Source organism: Butyricimonas sp. DFI.6.44, assembly GCF_022132345.1.
GTDB lineage: Bacteria > Bacteroidota > Bacteroidia > Bacteroidales > Marinifilaceae > Butyricimonas > Butyricimonas muris.
Genome location: NZ_JAKNJD010000004.1, coordinates 308,567 through 325,459, shown reverse-complemented (window position 1 = coordinate 325,459; position 16,893 = coordinate 308,567). Strand labels below are relative to the sequence as shown.

Here is a 16,893-nt window from a genome sequence, read left to right as displayed (position 1 = left end):
TTCATGAACAAGAACATTTTCTTTACTATCTTGCTGGTTGTTTTCGTATCGGTACCCGTTTTGTTTACCTCCTGTAATAGCTGTTCCGATCGCCGTACCGGTGATATCAATAAGCTGCCCGGGGTGTACCGCGGCGAAGCAACCATCGTGCTGCCCGACCACGTGAAAGCGATGGTGCCCCCTGAAGCCAAAGGCATGATACCGGAAGGTCCCATTCCCTGCGGTATCGAGATACAGGCGGACACGAACGGAACGCTCGCCCTCAAGCTGGTAGACTTCACTATGCCCGTGCGCGGCATCACGGTAGACGCAGCAACGGCAACCATTACCTCTACTAACGGCATCTTTAGCTTAAAGGGAAATGGCAACGTCAGCGTCGGTTCTCGCAAAATGTCCTACACGCATGAAGGAACTATCAAGAACGATAGTCTTGCCATAGATATTACAGTTTCAATCATCCCCTTCGTCGTGGAGCCTAAAATAGTATTCAAGGGGAAAATAACCAGATTGCCGATCCCGTGATTCCCTACATATCCGGATAGGATTTATCCATAATTGACCGTCGGATATGCAAGGAAATTATACAAGAAAGTGGATAAAAAGATTGACAAAAGCTGACATAACCTTCTCTTTTTAGTTGTTATATGGCAAATATACAATTTTTTATGCTTATACAGGCACGAGACCTGTTATTTTTCTCGTCCGGTAAAAAAACTCCCGCGAGCCAAGGCTCTATTTTAGATTGAATGATTAAATATATATAATAATAAGGTCTTCAATCTAAACCTCTTTTTGAGGGTAGTTCTGGAAACATTGTAAATCATTTTCAATTCTCCATTTTCAATTTTCAATTATTTCGTAACTTCGTGCCCGAAATTCGAGTAATAACAAATATAATATAACATGAGAAAAACATTATCTATGGCTGCAATCATTTTACTTGTGGCATCTTGCGGAAAGACGAACGATAACCCGCTGTTGGCGGACTTCGCCACACCCCACCAGACGCCCCCTTTTGACAAGATCAAAGCGGAGCATTACGAACCCGCTTTTGACGCTGCCATCGAGGAAGCACAACGGGATATCGACCGCATCGCCAACTCGAAAGAAGCGCCGACATTCGAGAATACCATCGTGGCACTGGACGGTGCCGGCAAGCGGTTGGGTGACGTGGCAGGTATATTTTTCAACCTGAACGCCTGCCTGACGGACAGCGTGATGCAGGATATCGCGCAGAACGTATCGCCCAAACTCACCGCTCACGGCAACGCCATATACATGAACCCCGCTCTTTTCGCCCGCGTGAAACAAGTACACGAGCAGAAAGAGAAGTTGAATCTTAACACGGAACAAACGACCTTGCTGGAGAACACGTGGAAAGCGTTTATCGACGGCGGCGCGAATCTCGAAGGCGATGCCAAGGAACGGTTCAAGGAAATATCCGTGGAACTGTCGAAACTAAGCCTCACGTTCGATAAAAACGAACTGGCGGAAACCAATGATTTCGAGTTGCACGTGACCGACGCGAAAGACCTCGCGGGACTTCCCGACGGAGTGAAGGAAATGGCAGCCATGACCGCCAAACAGCGCGGCAAAGAAGGCTGGATATTTACCCTCCATTACCCGAGCATGGGACCTTTCATGAAATACGCCGACAATCGCGACCTGCGCGAGAAAATGTACCGTGCCAACGCCTCCCGTGCATACCGCAACAACGAACATAACAACGAGGAAGTGGTAAAACGTATCGCAGCGCTACGACTGGAAAAAGCGAAATTGCTGGGATACCCGACCTACGCCGACTATGCCCTCACCGACCGGATGGCAAACACCCCGACTATCGTGAATAACTTTATCGATCAATTGCACGAGGCATCGCACCGCCATGCGCTGCAAGATAAAGCGGAAGTGGAAGCTTACGCCCGCGCCAAGGGGTTGAAAGGTGAATTGCAACGTTGGGATTGGGCATACTATTCCAATAAATTGATGCAAGATAAATACGCTCTCGATGACGAGATGTTGCGCCCCTATTTCAAACTGGAAAACGTGCAACGAGGTGTATTCGACCTCGCTACCCGTCTTTACGGTATCACGTTCAAGGAAGTGACTAATATTCCGCTCTACCACCCCGAGGTGAAGACTTACGAGGTATACGATAATGACGGCTCGTTCCTCGCCGTGCTTTACACGGACTTTTTCCCGCGAGCAAGCAAGGGCGGCGGTGCATGGATGACCGCTTTCCGCGGGCAAAAGATGGTGGACGGCAAAGACCAGCGTCCTCTCGTGTCACTCGTGATGAACTTCACACAACCCACAGACACGCTGCCGTCACTCTTGACCTTCAACGAGGTAACCACTTTCCTCCACGAGTTCGGACATGCATTACACGGCATCTTCGGCAAATGTACTTACGGTTCGACTTCCATGGACGGGGTATCCCGCGACTTCGTGGAACTGCCCTCGCAATTCATGGAAAACTACGCGCTTGAAAAAGAGTGGCTGGACACATGGGCAACCCACTACCAGACCGGGGAAACCATCCCGCAGGAATATATCGACAAGATCAAACGTTCGTCCAATTTCCAGTCGGGATACGCCAGCGAACGCCAGTTGAGTTTCGGTATGGTGGATATGGCATGGCACACGATCACCGCTCCTGTTACCGAGCCTCTCGTTGACTTCGAGCAACGTGCCATGGGACGCACGGAGATTATGCCTATCGTGAAAGGTACCGCGTTCTGTCCCGCCTTCGGCCATATCTTTGCCGGTGGATACGCTGCCGGTTACTACGGTTACAAATGGGCAGAGGTACTTGATGCCGACGCGTTCGCGCATTTCAAACAACACGGTATTTTCGACCGTGCCACTGCCGAATCGTTCCGCCGTGAAGTACTGGAAAAAGGTGCTTCCGAGAACCCGATGACACTCTACAAGCGTTTCCGCGGTCAAGAACCGACGGTTGATGCTTTGCTGGAACGTAGCGGACTGAATTAAGTTAAAAGATAAAAAACTAAAAGCTAAAAGTATATTCCTATTCTCAACTTTTAGCTTTTAGTTTTTACCTTTCCTCCTCTACCCGCAATAATAATATTTCTCTACCAATTCCTCCACGGAGATATCCTCGTTTTTGAGTTGTTCACGGAGATCTGCATCGTTGAATTTTCGAAGCGAGGCGATCAGACCATCAATCAGAGCGGGAGCGAACACGCCATATTCCTCGTAAACGGTGCGCTGTTGTTCAAGACAGAGTGCCGACTCGTGACAAGAAGTAGGTAAATGGCTCAACCTATCGGCTATCGCCTTGTTGGCATCGTCGAAAATATTCACGTCCACGTAACGCTCACGGGCATATTGCAAAGCATTTTTCATCTCGAAACCGTGGCGGGCGGCAACGGCGAGTCCGGCAATCAAAAGATAAACGTCTGCCGAACCGTCCGGACAACGAAATTCCACCGTTTGTTTGTTACTGTAATCATGTTCTTCCACGCGTTCCAGCGGGTTGGCATCACGCATCATGTGTGTCGCCCCGCTAGTCCAACCGAGCGGTACGCGCACGAGCACGGAACGATTGCGATCTCCCCAGCAGATATTCGTGGGCGCCTCTTGATGAGGCACTAGCCGAAGATACGATGTCGGGTTCGTGTTCCCGAAAGCGGTCAACGAAGGTGCGAGATCAAGATACCCGGCAATCGCCTTCAAGGCATTGTCCGTCAACTTACCGTTTTCTACCATGGCATTTTTGCCGTCCTTGCTCAAACGGGTGTGGATGTGCAAACCGCTACCGGCTTTACCCACGGTAATTTTCGGGGCAAATGTCAAGTCTACCCCGTACTCGTGTGCCAGCGTGCGGAGTATCCATTTGGCAATCATCAACTGATCGGCGGCGTCTTCCATACGGGTAGGCAGGAACTCTATCTCGTTCTGTTCGTACGACTGGCAGTCAAGCGTGAAATTACCCACCTCGGAATGCCCGTACTTGATCAATCCCCCGGTAGAAGCGATGTACTTCATTGCCAACTCGCGCAACTCCTGACCTTTGCAGAAAGGCATCGACTCGTGATACCCGCGCTGGTCTGGTATATCGAAATAACTCTCCACCTCGGTTACCACGTAGTATTCCAACTCTCCCATCACCTCGTATTCCATACCCGTTACCTGCCGTAACGCCTCGTGAGCCTTGCGCATGGCGTACTCGGGCGACATTTCGAGAGGTTTGCCGTCCTTCGTGTAAAAACTGCAAAGAATATCTACCGCCGGGATCTGGCTGAAAGGGTTGAGGAACGCCGTGCGATAGCGGGGCAACACGTAGAGGTCGCTCGAACCCGCCTCTATATAAGGGAAAAGACTCGATCCGTCCACTCGTTCGCCACAAGTAAGGATATTATCAAGATGCTCGATACTGTTAATAATAAAGTTTAATGTCTTCAATCGTCCGTCCGCCCCGGGGTAGCGGAAGTTTATCATCTCTATATCATTCTCTCTCACGTAACGAATGATGTCCTCCTTGGTAAAATTCTTCGGTTCTTTTTGTAGATACCGCGCCAGAACGTGCGGGTTCAACGAGTAATCAGGGTTCATAAATATATAATTTAGAAATTAAAATTCAGAATAAAAAATAAAAAGAGCGGTCGCGGGATCACGACAACTTTACCCGGGAAGTAACGTCAGAAAAAGTAATCAGGGTTCATGTACTCTCTTCTAGTTTACAATTCTTGTTCATTCCAAATATACGAAAAAGTTTATAAAGTTCACAAGATTTACAAGCTTATGTCATGTTATAAACTTTATTAACCTTATGAACTTTATAAACATTATAAACTCATTTATCCAGTTCATTCAACGCAAAGGCATACGCCCCGAAAGCGATTGCCTTGCTTGTACCCAATCTCGTTATCACCACGGCAGCACGTTTCACAGGATCGTAATCCACCGTTTCCGTCGTACCCGGAATGATAATCTGCCGGGTAGTCGGGGCAAGGAATGCCTCACGATCCGCCGGGTCATCCAAGAAGAAAGCCTTCATTTCCATGCGATCGACCGGGGAGCCGTCATACATGCACAAGCTTCCGTTCAACTCCCGCATGACGGCAGGCATCAGATACTTATGAGCCGCGATAATACCGCCACCGATCACGACAATACCGTCAATCACGGCATTCATCGAGGCGATAGCTTCCCCGAGCACTTCCCCGGAACGGGCGAAAGCCTCACGTGCCGCCTCCGCATCCCCGTCAAGCGTACCCTCGGCAATATCGAATATATCTTTCGGTGTCAAATCACGTGTGTCACCCGACAAACGAGCGTATCCCCGCCGAATAGCCCGTATAGAGATACCCTCTTCCACACCGTAACGGGGTTCCCGCTTGTCACGCAGTACCCATACCTCGGCGGCAGCACCATTATCCCCGAGAAACAGTTCCCGATCCCGCACGACACCACCCCCGAACCCGGTTCCCAGCGTGATGCCGATCAGATTCTTGTACACCTTGTTTTTGCCCACTTCCTGCAATATCCGGTTCACCTCCGGCAAGGCTCCCGCCAACGCCTCCCCGTAAGCGAAAAGATCACCGTCATTATTAATAAACACGGGTATACCGAACTCCCGTTCCAAAAAGGCTTTCAACGCCACTCCCCCTTGAAACGCCGGCAAGTTTTTCAAATCACCGATAATCCCGTTCACGTAATCCGCCGGACCGGGAAAAGCGAAGCTGATTGCCACGGGGGCTTCCGGTAGCTTTTCCTTGATCGCGGCGAACCCCGTGACCATCGTCGCGAGGCATTTATCCAAATCCCCCCCGTTGGAAGGCAACGTGAGCGGCGTCACGATTTCCGCGTTGGACTGTATGGCAGAGAACACGAAATTCGTACCCCCGGCATCCAACGTCATCACTATTCTTTTATCAAACTGGTACATAACTTTCTATATTTATGATTTAAGACTGACGATTTATGACTACAACATGAGAATCGAAAATCATAAATCATCAATCAAAAATTATTTAGTTTTTATCCCGAACGAGCAGTAAAGCAGGTAACAGAGGCAACCGAGGATCACGAAAAGCGACCCTGCCTGACTACCGAGCAGGTCGGTAAGATATCCCATAAGCGGCGGCACCACGGCACCCCCGAAGATTCCGGTAACCATAAGACCCGATATTTCGTTCGCTTTCTCCGGACGTGCTTGAATAGCCATGGAGAACACGAGCGAGAATATACTGGAACAGGTGAAACCTATCAAGGCGATCAAAGCGAGGATAGCGTATTGTCCGCTGACAAAGAATAACACGAGCAATCCGGCAATAGCCACGAGGATATTCACCCGGAAATACTTGTTACCCGCCACGCGTGCCAACAAGAACGTACCGATAAACGCACCGATAGTACGGAACGCAAAATAAGTGCTCGGCCCCACCGCGGACTCGATCTCGGTAAAACCGCATCGTTCCATCAATAACTTGGGAGCAACCATATTCGTACCCACATCGACACCTACCACGAACACGATTCCGAGGAATAGCAGGAAAATCGTCCTGTCCTTCAACAACCCGAACGTCGCACCCCATGAAGACGCTTGTTCCGGAGCCTCTTCCCGGATATGCACCGCCATAAGCCAGAACGTCGACAAGAGTGTCAATCCCGCGAATATCGGGAACAGATACTGCCAATTCCCCAGTACGGAAGCGGCAAAAGCAGCGATAAAGGGTCCACAGAAAGAGGAAACCGCTTTAAGTACTTGTCCCGCCGTGAGCGAACTGGCAAGCACGTTACCTTTAACGACATTTGTCAAAAGCGGGTTTAACGACACTTGCAGGATCGTGTTACCGATTCCCAAAAGGGCAAACGCCACGAAACAGGTAATCATGTTGTAATCGACGAAAGGAATCAACATTCCCACGATAGTAATAAACATACTCACCAACACGGTTCGTTTCCGCCCGATACGGTTCATCAGTATTGCCGCAGGGACAGCCAGCAACAAAAACCACAGGAACACCATAGAGGGAAGAAAATTCGCCACCGTTTCACTCAATTGAAAATCTTTCTTTACAAAACCGACGGAAATTCCCACCACGTCACAAAATCCCATGATGAAGAACCCGAATAACACAGGCAATAAAGCCTTTACACTAACAGACTTTTCTTTCATAATATATAAATTAACACATACAAAATTCCACAAAAGAGGCGTCTAATGTACGGAATTCAATTGAAAGTTGAAACAAGAGAGCCTCGAAAAGAGATGTCGTTTTCTCGTTTTCAATTTTCAATTAATTTCGTCATGAGATAAGCGGGACCGAAATACTCGGATTCCTCCCTTTCCCGGGCGACATATCCCATCTTCTCGTAAAAACCGACAGCCGTAAGACTTGCCGACAAATGCAGCACGTGAATATTCCGCTCCAAGGCGACCTCTTCCGCATGTCGCATCAACCGCTCGCCAATCCCCTGCCCGTGAGCATCCGGCGCCACGTAAAGGGCACAAACCTCATCCCCCTCCAACCCGACAGTACCCGACACGACACCATTCACCTCCGCCACGAACATGACACGTCCGGCGGTCAACTCCCGCAGGTGCGCCGGAGAAAACAAACGACACATGTAATCAATCACCGCACCGTCATAATCCCGGCTATTCACCTCCACGAGATTTTTCCTAATTAAACGGGACACCGCTTCCGCGTCCTCTACATCAAAAGCGCGTATATTTATCTGCATCATTTCCGGTTCATCACGTTCATAATCTGTGTACCCAATCCCACGCGATACCCTCTTGACATGAAAGCCACTTCCCCCTTGTCATTCACGAGAACTACCAACGGGAGATTGCCCGTGTCACGGAGTTGCAATCCTTCTGCCAGACGCCGGAGCAACTTCCCGTCACTGTCATGCCCCCAGCGTATCACCGCGGGGAACGGACGGAAATCGGAAGGACGGAATTTTTGCAAATTATCCTTATCTTTAAACACGACATAGAGCGGGACACCCAACCGTTCCAACTCGTCCTTTATACTGCCCATGTCACGCAACAGATGATTGGTCGGTTCCTTATCGGCTTCCACCACCGCGATAGCCGTGTAGCCTTGCCGAGGCAAAGATATGTCCCCCGGTGACATTGCCCCCTCCGGCGTGAACACCAAGGGCAACGCAACGTGTCCCGCCAATTTCACCCGTTCCATCACGGGAAGAATCCGCAACTCGACATCAGTCTGTTCACCCGCTTCCACGCGAAAGGTTGTCAATCCCGCCATCACCGCCCCGTCACTCCGTCTATTACCGGTAGAGAGCGTGTAATAACCCGCTTCCAGTTCCACGGGAGCGGCGAATATCTTACTGTAAGAAGCACCTGCCCCCATATCGACATCGGCATTACTTCCCAAGTCAATCACGCATACCCCGCCGTTCTCGAGCTTCCCGATCGTGAAGTTCAAGAAATATTTCGGGTCCCCGACCGGGGCTCCGGAGTAATGGAGCATAAATTTCCCTTTCGGCATGGCTTGGTCCGAGGCAAAATTCACCGTGTACCACATATCGTCCAAACAACATTCCGCCTTACCGGAAACTGCTCCCAATCTAGCCGGAATCCCCACCGTACGGCAAAGCGCCACGAAGAAAATATCCCGAGAAAGCCCATCAGTCACTCCCGCCCTCAAAACCCCGACAGGCGGGGTAGCCACCTTGGCGGGATAGTTCACGATTCGCGTTCGCTCGATATATCGCAACAACCGTTCCGCCATAGCACGCCGCCCGAGAGTATCCCCGCCCGAGAGTACCCCTTCACGTGCCAACGCCGCCCGAATTGGTTGCCGGAAAGCCGTTATCAATTCATTCTGAACCCGCGGGTTCAACACGTAGTCCCGGAAAAGGGCATCCTCCTCGAAATCCCTCGTCCCTTCCAAATGGTCGAGCCACACGTCAGCGGGGGTATCCTGCAAATCTTTCTCCGCCACGACATCCAGCAGCGCCATCGCCCGTTCCTTATCCCCCGACAAGCGGAACAAGCGTTCTATCTCCCGGTAATTGCCTCGCGCAACATTTATATACCGGGCAAAACGAGCGGTGTCTACGCCCAATTCCGTCGCCACGCGATGCGCCTCTCCGGGTGTCATAAAAGTGGCAACATAGGCATCCCGGATAGAATCCTCGCGCACGAAACGACAATCATTTTCGGCTCTCTCCCCCGCCGAAGTCAACGCCTCAATATCCCGCTGCACGGGCGGAACCAACTCAAATTCAGCGGAGAAAAGTTCCCCCTCCCGCTTATCCAATGTCACCACAAGCGTGTCCCGTTCGTTCACGGGGAACCGCACCACCCCGAAGCGAGCGTCCCGACTCGCCCAAACCACGACATCCCCCTCTCCCAACGTCAGGTGCGTTTCTCCCCGCGCATCGGAATGGAGCGTCACCACTGGATAGAACTCCCCGTAATTAAATATCTTGTATTCCACTTTAGCGTTTTCCACGGGATTCCCCGCCGTGTCTTTCACCTGCACCACGGTTCTCGCCGCACGGGTGTAACGGGAAGTCACGTTTACAGCCGAACTGTTCTCATTCGTTGACACGATCTCCTCGTCCCCCTCGTATTTCCCGAACACTTCCGCCTCCACGTACATCGCTCGCTGCACGGGCAAGGTAAACCACGCAATATTCAGCCTCGGTTCCGGCTCGCATGCCCCCAAGTACTTCCATTCCCCGTCTATCCAAACCTCTATCCACGCGTGATTATCATCGCAATGCGCCCAACGGGGCGTGTATATCTGCCGCGCGGGAATCCCCACTGCACGCAATGCCGCCAGAGCGAACACGGACTCTTCCCCACACCGCCCGTAAGCCCGCTGCCTCGTGGCAAGAGGCGAAGACGTGCGCGCATTCGTCGGTCGATAAATCACGTTCTCGTGACACCAGTGATTCACCTCCAACGCCGCCCGCTCCATGTTCCCGCAAGCGGCAACCCGTTCTTTCAATTCATTGAAAAACACCGCTCTCGCCGTGTCAAGATTCTCTTTACCTCCCCGCACCGGAAGCACGAAATGCCGGAAAATATGTTCCGGTATCTTTTCTCCCCATGGCATCTCTTCACGTGCCCGGAATGCCAGACGCACGTTATCAAGCAAGAACTCCCCGCCCGACAAGGAAATATCAACGAGCGGCGAATAAGCGTAGAGGAAAGTCAACGCCTCCCGCTCCGCGAGAGTCATTTCGGTATTAAACACGTCGAACAGTACCGTGTCAGCCTCCCCGAACACGGCTTCTTTCTGTTGAAAATCAACCTCTACCATTTCACGGTAGACGGCATCGATTATAAAATGTTCTTCCCTCTCACAAGCGCACACCAGCAACGTGAACAGGCAAACGACAACAATTTGTTTCATGGTATTTCTATTTAACATTTCAAAGTTAAGAAAAAGTTCCGTGGATGCAACATTTTTCACACACGAACGCTCAATCCGATTCTTTTTCACGTTTTCAATATATTACAACTACCCAATGTAGACAACAAAAAAGAGTAGCGTCATATTTTTTCGCACATATTACGGGAAATCAATATTCTTTTATACATTTGCACCCATTTAATACAAATATTTATGCAATAAATGAAACCCACATCTAACACGCTATATCATATATCCGCTTTCCTTATCATCTCCATCTGGGGAGTCACGTTCGTGTCCACGAAAGTACTGTTAAATAACGGACTCACACCGGTTGAAATCATGCTATACCGCTTCGCTATCGCGTACATTCTTCTTTGCGCACTGGAACATCGCCGTTTGTGGGCAAACAGCGTGAAAGATGAATTATTATTCATAGCTTCCGGTATCACAGGCGGTTCACTCTATTTCGTGACAGAGAATATCGCCATCGACTACACGCTGGCATCCAACGTGTCAATCATACTATGCACGGCACCGATCCTGACCGCCTTACTGTCACGCGTGTTTATCCGAGGGGAAAAGTTGAAGAAATCATTCGCATGGGGGTCCCTCGTGGCTCTCGCGGGAGTGGTGCTTGTCGTTTTCAACGGGAGCATCGTACTGCAAGTAAAACCGATCGGGGATTTACTCACACTTGCCGCCGCGTTATGCTGGGCGTTCTACACGATTATACTGAAAAAACTGGACACTTACCCGACAGTGTTTATCACCCGTAAAGTGTTTTTCTACGGGCTGGTCACGTTACTACCCATGTTCCACTTCTACCCGTTACACTGGAATGCGGAAGTGTTTACTACACCGCAAGTGTGGGGCAACCTTCTATTCTTGGGTATCGTCGCCTCCTTTATCTGCTTCATCGCATGGAATAAAACCGTGAAAGTACTGGGAGGTATCCGGGCAAACAATTACATCTATCTTACCCCGCTTGTCACACTCATCGCCTCCGCCGTCATCTTGCACGAGCATGTCACGTTTATCGCCATCGGGGGTGCCTTGTTGATTATCTGCGGGGTATATATCGCGGAAAAGGGATTCCCGACCTTCAGGAACAAGACACGGTTCCCTTAAAAAGAGAAGTGGCAAAAAGGTCTATTTTTTGCCACTCCATACATTTACAAAATTATCTCTAATCCTTATTTATCTATATCCAACACCACTTCGTAAGTCGAATTCGATTTGAAATCCGGGTCATAAATAATCAGAAAATTCTCGTCCACGACAGCCTTCCAGTCCTGTCCGGCAGCCAGACGAGGATTGTTCAAACGCACGGGGAAGAAATAGTTGAAGGGTAAATCCAACACGTGTTCCTGTTTGAACTTATCCCCTTTCATGCGTTCCAGACTGAAATTCTCATTCGTCTTGATCGTGATGATACATTTCTTTCCTTTCACCTTGGAAGTTACCGTGAAATCCGTTTCTCCCGGGACTTCCTGCAAACGTACCTCCCACTTCGGATCGCCATAATACGCCAACACATCGCGGTCATGCCAGAAACCGATCTGATCTTTCGTGGGTTGTCCTTTTATTGCCTCCGCAATCTTCTGTCCCGCAATCTGAAATTCATTTCCGTCAAAGTTATAGTTTTCCTTAATTAAAGAAGGATACCACTCGTTTTGCTGGTACAGGAAATCCTGTTGGTTCATGTATATTGCCTCAGCCAAAGTATAGCGTCCCGGGTTGGTAACCCAATATTTCAGACCACCCCAACCGTTACGACCGTGCCAAGTAGTTACCACGTAGCCGATCATGGTAGCGGCGTTACCGCTATTCATCCAAGCGATAGCCATACTCTCCTTCGTGTTGTTCACGTTTCCGATCAAACAGTTACCCACGGCAAAATACACTTTACGCTTCCCGCTCTCCTTTAAATCCCAAGTTGTACGGGTATAATGATCGCTGGCGTAAAGCTTTCCGTTCTTCGCCAGAATATTGCCTAAAGAGAAAGGCATCTCCAAATTCCTTTCGGTGGCATGAGCCGCAGTCACTACCAAATCCGGGTTATACTCGCCGTACAAGTCCGTGAATTTCTTCAAAACAGTCTTCGGGTCTATCTGGGCAGTCTGCACTTTCGCATCTCTACCTTTCTTCTCGCCCCAAAGCCCACGGCTATGATCGTCAACCCAAGCGTAATTATCAAACCATTTCGCGCTATTCAACTCCATGATCGTGGCAACGGCATCTTTCACCAACAAAGGCTCCGTGCTGTTGTTCACCATTTTCATTGCCGCATCTGCGTCATAGCCCGTGATAACACCCCACAAGAAATCGGCAAAAATATCATTGTCGACTTCCCGGCTCACGTGGTGCATATCTATCACGTAATCACGTCCCAAGTTCTCCGGTTTCTCCACTATAGCCACGTAACGGGGACGCACCCGTTGAAGATCGGCCAGATTCTCACGGGGAGCTTTCTCGTAAAAGAAGACCTCCGCTTTATGCTTGTTTTTCAAAGCATCCACTACCTGCATCCAAGCTGCATCATTCTGCACGTCTTTGGATGCCAACACAACATACTCGTTTCGGGTATTACCGCCCCCCTTTTTCTTCTGGGCAAATGACGGCATCACCGAAATCATCAAACACAACAAAATTGATAATCGGTAAATTTGTTTCATCTCGCAATAAATAATATATAAAACACAAAATAATTAATTTCCAAATATAAACATCTATCCCCCTCCTTGCTCCGCGGGATAGGTTAAATTTACGTTAAAATCGATACACGATTCCTATTTTACTCTCTCCCATGTAATCTTAGACGTGCGCTTTCCGTCAGGTGCCACAGCCCGTACTCCAAACCAAAGTCCTTTGCCACCGGGCAAAACAGGCACGCCACACACGTACGCCGCCCACGAAGTAGTCGTCGCCACCAACCGAACCTTCCCACGAGGCGATTCCCTCACGTACACCTCATAATACCATGTGTCCACCGCCTCGTTCATCACGGGCATATCCTTCTCGCGATTCACGAGGGGAATTACATCCCATACCAGTTTAAAATCCAGAGAATCATTGTATTCCCGAATAACCTTCGTTGCCAAAATACCCGGACGTACAGGATTATACTTGACCCGCGGTTCGATTAAAGACAACTCTCCGATAAAAGCCTCGTAGTCTTCCGGCGTATTCTCGACCACCAGACCAATACAAGCGATTCTTTCCCCCGCCTGTATCCCGTAATCTCCTAACTTACATCTTATCGTCTGCCATTGTCCCGGCTTCACTTCTTGCCTTACTGGAATTTCAATAAACTCTGCCTCCGTCCCTACCCTCGAAAGAATCACCTTCAAGCTGCTATCGTCACTTCCCTTCACTTTACAAGTAAAAGCCAATTCTACATGCCCGTCAACCGGTATATCCGTCTTGAACAAACGAACCTTGGAATACCCCGTCGCCCCGTGCAATTTCAAGCACGAGCCCCCGAACCAAGCATCCTCGAACACGAAATCACATCGCACGGCATCCTCCGGGACACACTCGTCCCGTCCCGTTACCCACCAACGCCAAGAAGGCATCCAATCCTGCATCCCGATGTTGTACCAAGCCAATGTATTGACCGTCTTCCCTTCCTTGTTAAAGAAAAACCCGTTCCCCAAGTTAAAACGAGTCACGAAAGGGAGTTCCCGTATCGCACTTCGTGCCGGAAAGAAAGTCGATATCCCGTGGAAACGTTGCATATCCTTCTCGTTCACCGTCGTAATCGTGTTGGTCACGGCAGGCGCGTTCACCGGATTTCTTGTCCCGCCCGTGAAAAAGTACTCCAGTTTACGCAAATAAGTCTGTTGCACGGTAAGCGAATCTTCCCCGTACTCATAGGAAGCATTATGAATATTATTCCGCTCATGTTCTCCCCACAGGCAGACGGACACGGGTTTGTCTTTCAACACTTCCCATCCCTTTCCTTCACGAGGTTCAAAATCATAACTGGAAAGCCCCCGTCCTCTCAGGTAGAACCCGGCGTACACGTCATACGAACTTCTCCCGTAGGCAACGGCATTGCGGGCTGATTCACCCATTGGGTCCTTGTTACCTCCCCAATTATCAATATTATAATTCAGCATAAACATATTCGACACCACACGATTCCCTTTCTGGAACCAATCCCGGTTACGGTTCTGCAAAGCGTTTTGCCCGAAACTCAAACGTCCGTTATTATCATTGCTATCATACCAATCTATATGAAAACCCTTCAATCCCTGCACTTTCGCCTGCACGTGCAATTCCGCAAAGAAATCCTGAACCTCCGAAGCGATATCGGCACTCCACACTCCTTCCGGGTTGATACCGATACCGTCAATCCCGTAATACTTCAAAAACAGAATCAACCTCTCCGCGTATTTGAAACGCCCGTATTCATCTTTCTCCGTCAATTTAGCGAAAAGATCGTACACCCGGTCACCCGGCTTCCGAACCGATTCCCCCCAGTTGATAAACAACACGCATCCCGTACGCACCCCGTTTTTATGTGCCGCATCATTGAATACCCCCGGAACCCGGAACCAACCGTCCCCCCAATTCCCGTGTATATCCACGTACTGCCACATACTGAAATTATCCGCCTCGAACTGGTTGCGGGGAAACGATTTCCATTGTTTCTTACCGTCCCCCATGGGTGTCCACCAGCACAACTGCCGTTCCATACTCAATTCCGGATGCACCTGCGTCTTCACGTTCTCGAAACGCTCCTTCAGTTTCACACGTGAAATGAAAAAATTATCATCCTCATTAACAGGCATTCCCGGTTTCCACACTTCCAGAAACTCCACAAAGTTCATCCCGTTCGACGGGTTCCACCGGATATCCTCCGGACGCTGACCATAAGTACTCACGAATAGCCAGATAAACAAAATACTGCAAACTACTTTCCTCATACAAATAATAATACACGTTACACAAGATTTCAAAAGTAGCGAAATAATTTAATGATTGAATAAAATTTGCAACCAAATCAAAACGTCTATTAGTTTTGAGTTCCCGTTAAAATATTATTACTCCCCAATTCAGTTATTTCAAGGTTATCAATCATGTATATCACAGGAATTATCTATAATGTAAATATTATTCAATTTTAATTTAAATCCTATTTTTTAACCTTTAAAATAGGGGTTGAATAGGAGTTGAATGGGAGTTGAATGGGAGATGCTACCAATAAACTATAATTAATATACATCATTAATTATAATTATTTAACTTATCTCTACTGAAAGTCATGAGAAAAAAGATTCAAATAGTACAAAAAAAAGAGACCGCATTAAAAATCATTCATGCGGCCCCTTAAAAATATATCTACTATTTACTTCTTTTCAATAACGACATCAACTTCCGTTCCATCTTGTCGTAAAACCGTGATAACAGCTTTCTCGTTCTTAATTTTCACTATCGAAGATTGTAAGGCATCGGCGACATTTACCTCCCCGACGGGTTCCCCGTCTATCTTCAAAACACGTTCTCCCGGAGAAATCTTCTCCATCAGCTCTCCCCAAACGCAAGCAATCACGACGTGACCATTCGCCACGGTGAAATCCACGTTCCATCTTTTCTTGTACAAATCTTGAGGTGCCGATTCAAAAGGCTCAAAATAAAAAGCGCTCGAGGCGTAATCAATCGTCACCGTACCGTAGTCCAATAATTGTGACCCCAAGCGGGAACACGGTGCATCCATCGATTCCGTGACAATATTCCGGAAACGTCCCGTGCTGACACGCAACTCAAATAAACGAATCAAATTATGTTCGCCGGCAGAGGCAGCCCCCGCCATACCGATACCACTACTACCGTATCCCTTGGATTGCAAAGCGGCGGCATTCTCCCGAAGAGCTTCCGATGCGGTCGCCGTGGTCATTTCATAGAAAGCTCCCGAACCGCTATCGAACATAACCGTTTCCATCACCCCCGCTCCCACGTTCAATTCTATAAACGGTATCTGCCCTTGCACGTGGAGCAACGGCAAACGATTCCTCAAATTAATACGGAAAGGGGAAATGTTATCGGTTATAATTATCTTTTTCTGACGAGAATCTATACGCACGACTGCCCCCGGAAACAACTCGCAACCAATCATTCCATCCACGCCGAATTGTTCGATAAGATGACCTTCGGGCATAATCGTGACCGGAATTTCTTCTATATTAATTCCCGGCTTTATCCCCATGGACAAACTTTTCAATTGCGTCTTCTCCAAAGTCATCGACTGATTGTGAGCATCCAGAATATTTTGCGTGCTTGTGGCGTCTAAAGAAAGACGCCGAGCCAGAGAATAGGTGATATAAGTAGGTGCACCCGTGTCAAAAATAAATTTTCCCGGGACGCCTTCTGCCCGCACTTCAATGATAATCTTTCCGTTAATGGTCGTGTAAGGCACTTCTACATAAAAGGCAGGAGTTTCTGCCTTGGTCGTGAAACACGAAAAAGCAAGACACACGACCAACAGACTAATATATAATTGTTTGAATTTCATACT

General features: G+C 48.8%; 11 protein-coding genes. 3 read left to right on the top strand and 8 right to left on the bottom strand.

The window, feature by feature from the left end; translation table 11 throughout:
- Window positions 1–3: 3 nt before the first annotated feature.
- Both L0M98_RS07815 and L0M98_RS07810 read left to right on the top strand, forming a co-directional pair.
- Window positions 4–522, top strand: coding sequence for a calycin-like domain-containing protein (locus L0M98_RS07815; protein ID WP_227215297.1), 519 nt, complete (start codon window positions 4–6; stop codon window positions 520–522).
- Window positions 523–903: 381 nt separating this feature from the next.
- Entirely contained in the window at window positions 904–2,994 is a 2,091-nt protein-coding gene (locus L0M98_RS07810; RefSeq protein WP_227215298.1) for a M3 family metallopeptidase, read from the top strand.
- A 78-nt stretch (window positions 2,995–3,072) separates the two neighbouring features.
- Here the strand turns inward: L0M98_RS07810 and L0M98_RS07805 are convergent, their stop codons facing one another.
- From L0M98_RS07805 to L0M98_RS07785, 5 genes are all read right to left on the bottom strand, one after another.
- Window positions 3,073–4,578: a glutamine synthetase family protein gene (locus L0M98_RS07805; RefSeq protein WP_227215299.1), complete on the bottom strand. Its 1,506-nt coding sequence runs from the start codon at window positions 4,576–4,578 to the stop codon at window positions 3,073–3,075.
- Between the two features lie 241 nt (window positions 4,579–4,819).
- Window positions 4,820–5,914, bottom strand: a complete 1,095-nt coding sequence (locus L0M98_RS07800; RefSeq protein ID WP_227215300.1) for an ROK family protein — start codon at window positions 5,912–5,914, stop codon at window positions 4,820–4,822.
- An 81-nt stretch (window positions 5,915–5,995) separates the two neighbouring features.
- Window positions 5,996–7,147 (bottom strand): MFS transporter, encoded by a 1,152-nt coding sequence (locus L0M98_RS07795; RefSeq protein WP_227215301.1) that lies wholly within the window; start codon window positions 7,145–7,147, stop codon window positions 5,996–5,998.
- Between the two features lie 110 nt (window positions 7,148–7,257).
- On the bottom strand, window positions 7,258–7,719 hold the full coding sequence (locus L0M98_RS07790; RefSeq protein ID WP_227215302.1) for a GNAT family N-acetyltransferase: 462 nt from the start codon (window positions 7,717–7,719) through the stop codon (window positions 7,258–7,260).
- A complete protein-coding gene (locus L0M98_RS07785; protein ID WP_227215303.1) occupies window positions 7,716–10,370 on the bottom strand; it encodes a transglutaminase domain-containing protein in 2,655 nt (884 codons plus the stop codon). Before L0M98_RS07785 ends, L0M98_RS07790 begins: the two co-directional genes overlap by 4 nt.
- Window positions 10,371–10,592: 222 nt before the next feature.
- On the opposite strand from L0M98_RS07785, the gene L0M98_RS07780 reads away from it, so the two are divergent.
- On the top strand, window positions 10,593–11,501 hold the full coding sequence (locus L0M98_RS07780) for a DMT family transporter (protein WP_227215304.1): 909 nt from the start codon (window positions 10,593–10,595) through the stop codon (window positions 11,499–11,501).
- 65 nt (window positions 11,502–11,566) lie between these two features.
- Here the strand turns inward: L0M98_RS07780 and L0M98_RS07775 are convergent, their stop codons facing one another.
- From L0M98_RS07775 to L0M98_RS07765, 3 genes are all read right to left on the bottom strand, one after another.
- Window positions 11,567–13,048, bottom strand: coding sequence for a hypothetical protein (locus L0M98_RS07775; RefSeq protein WP_227215305.1), 1,482 nt, complete (start codon window positions 13,046–13,048; stop codon window positions 11,567–11,569).
- Between the two features lie 114 nt (window positions 13,049–13,162).
- Entirely contained in the window at window positions 13,163–15,304 is a 2,142-nt protein-coding gene (locus L0M98_RS07770; protein WP_227215306.1) for an endo-beta-N-acetylglucosaminidase, read from the bottom strand.
- Between the two features lie 422 nt (window positions 15,305–15,726).
- The gene (locus L0M98_RS07765; protein ID WP_227215307.1) at window positions 15,727–16,890 is read right to left on the bottom strand and encodes a retropepsin-like aspartic protease; all 1,164 of its coding nucleotides are present in this window, start codon (window positions 16,888–16,890) and stop codon (window positions 15,727–15,729) included.
- Window positions 16,891–16,893 lie beyond the last annotated feature (3 nt).

Bases quoted from the DNA above. Each gene is read 5' to 3' on its own strand.
- L0M98_RS07815 (WP_227215297.1), top strand. From the start codon at position 4: ATGAACAAGAACATTTTCTTTACTATCTTGCTGGTTGTTTTCGTATCG.
- L0M98_RS07810 (WP_227215298.1), top strand. From the start codon at position 904: ATGAGAAAAACATTATCTATGGCTGCAATCATTTTACTTGTGGCATCT.
- L0M98_RS07805 (WP_227215299.1), bottom strand. From the start codon at position 4,578: ATGAACCCTGATTACTCGTTGAACCCGCACGTTCTGGCGCGGTATCTA.
- L0M98_RS07800 (WP_227215300.1), bottom strand. From the start codon at position 5,914: ATGTACCAGTTTGATAAAAGAATAGTGATGACGTTGGATGCCGGGGGT.
- L0M98_RS07795 (WP_227215301.1), bottom strand. From the start codon at position 7,147: ATGAAAGAAAAGTCTGTTAGTGTAAAGGCTTTATTGCCTGTGTTATTC.
- L0M98_RS07790 (WP_227215302.1), bottom strand. From the start codon at position 7,719: ATGATGCAGATAAATATACGCGCTTTTGATGTAGAGGACGCGGAAGCG.
- L0M98_RS07785 (WP_227215303.1), bottom strand. From the start codon at position 10,370: ATGAAACAAATTGTTGTCGTTTGCCTGTTCACGTTGCTGGTGTGCGCT.
- L0M98_RS07780 (WP_227215304.1), top strand. From the start codon at position 10,593: ATGAAACCCACATCTAACACGCTATATCATATATCCGCTTTCCTTATC.
- L0M98_RS07775 (WP_227215305.1), bottom strand. From the start codon at position 13,048: ATGAAACAAATTTACCGATTATCAATTTTGTTGTGTTTGATGATTTCG.
- L0M98_RS07770 (WP_227215306.1), bottom strand. From the start codon at position 15,304: ATGAGGAAAGTAGTTTGCAGTATTTTGTTTATCTGGCTATTCGTGAGT.
- L0M98_RS07765 (WP_227215307.1), bottom strand. From the start codon at position 16,890: ATGAAATTCAAACAATTATATATTAGTCTGTTGGTCGTGTGTCTTGCT.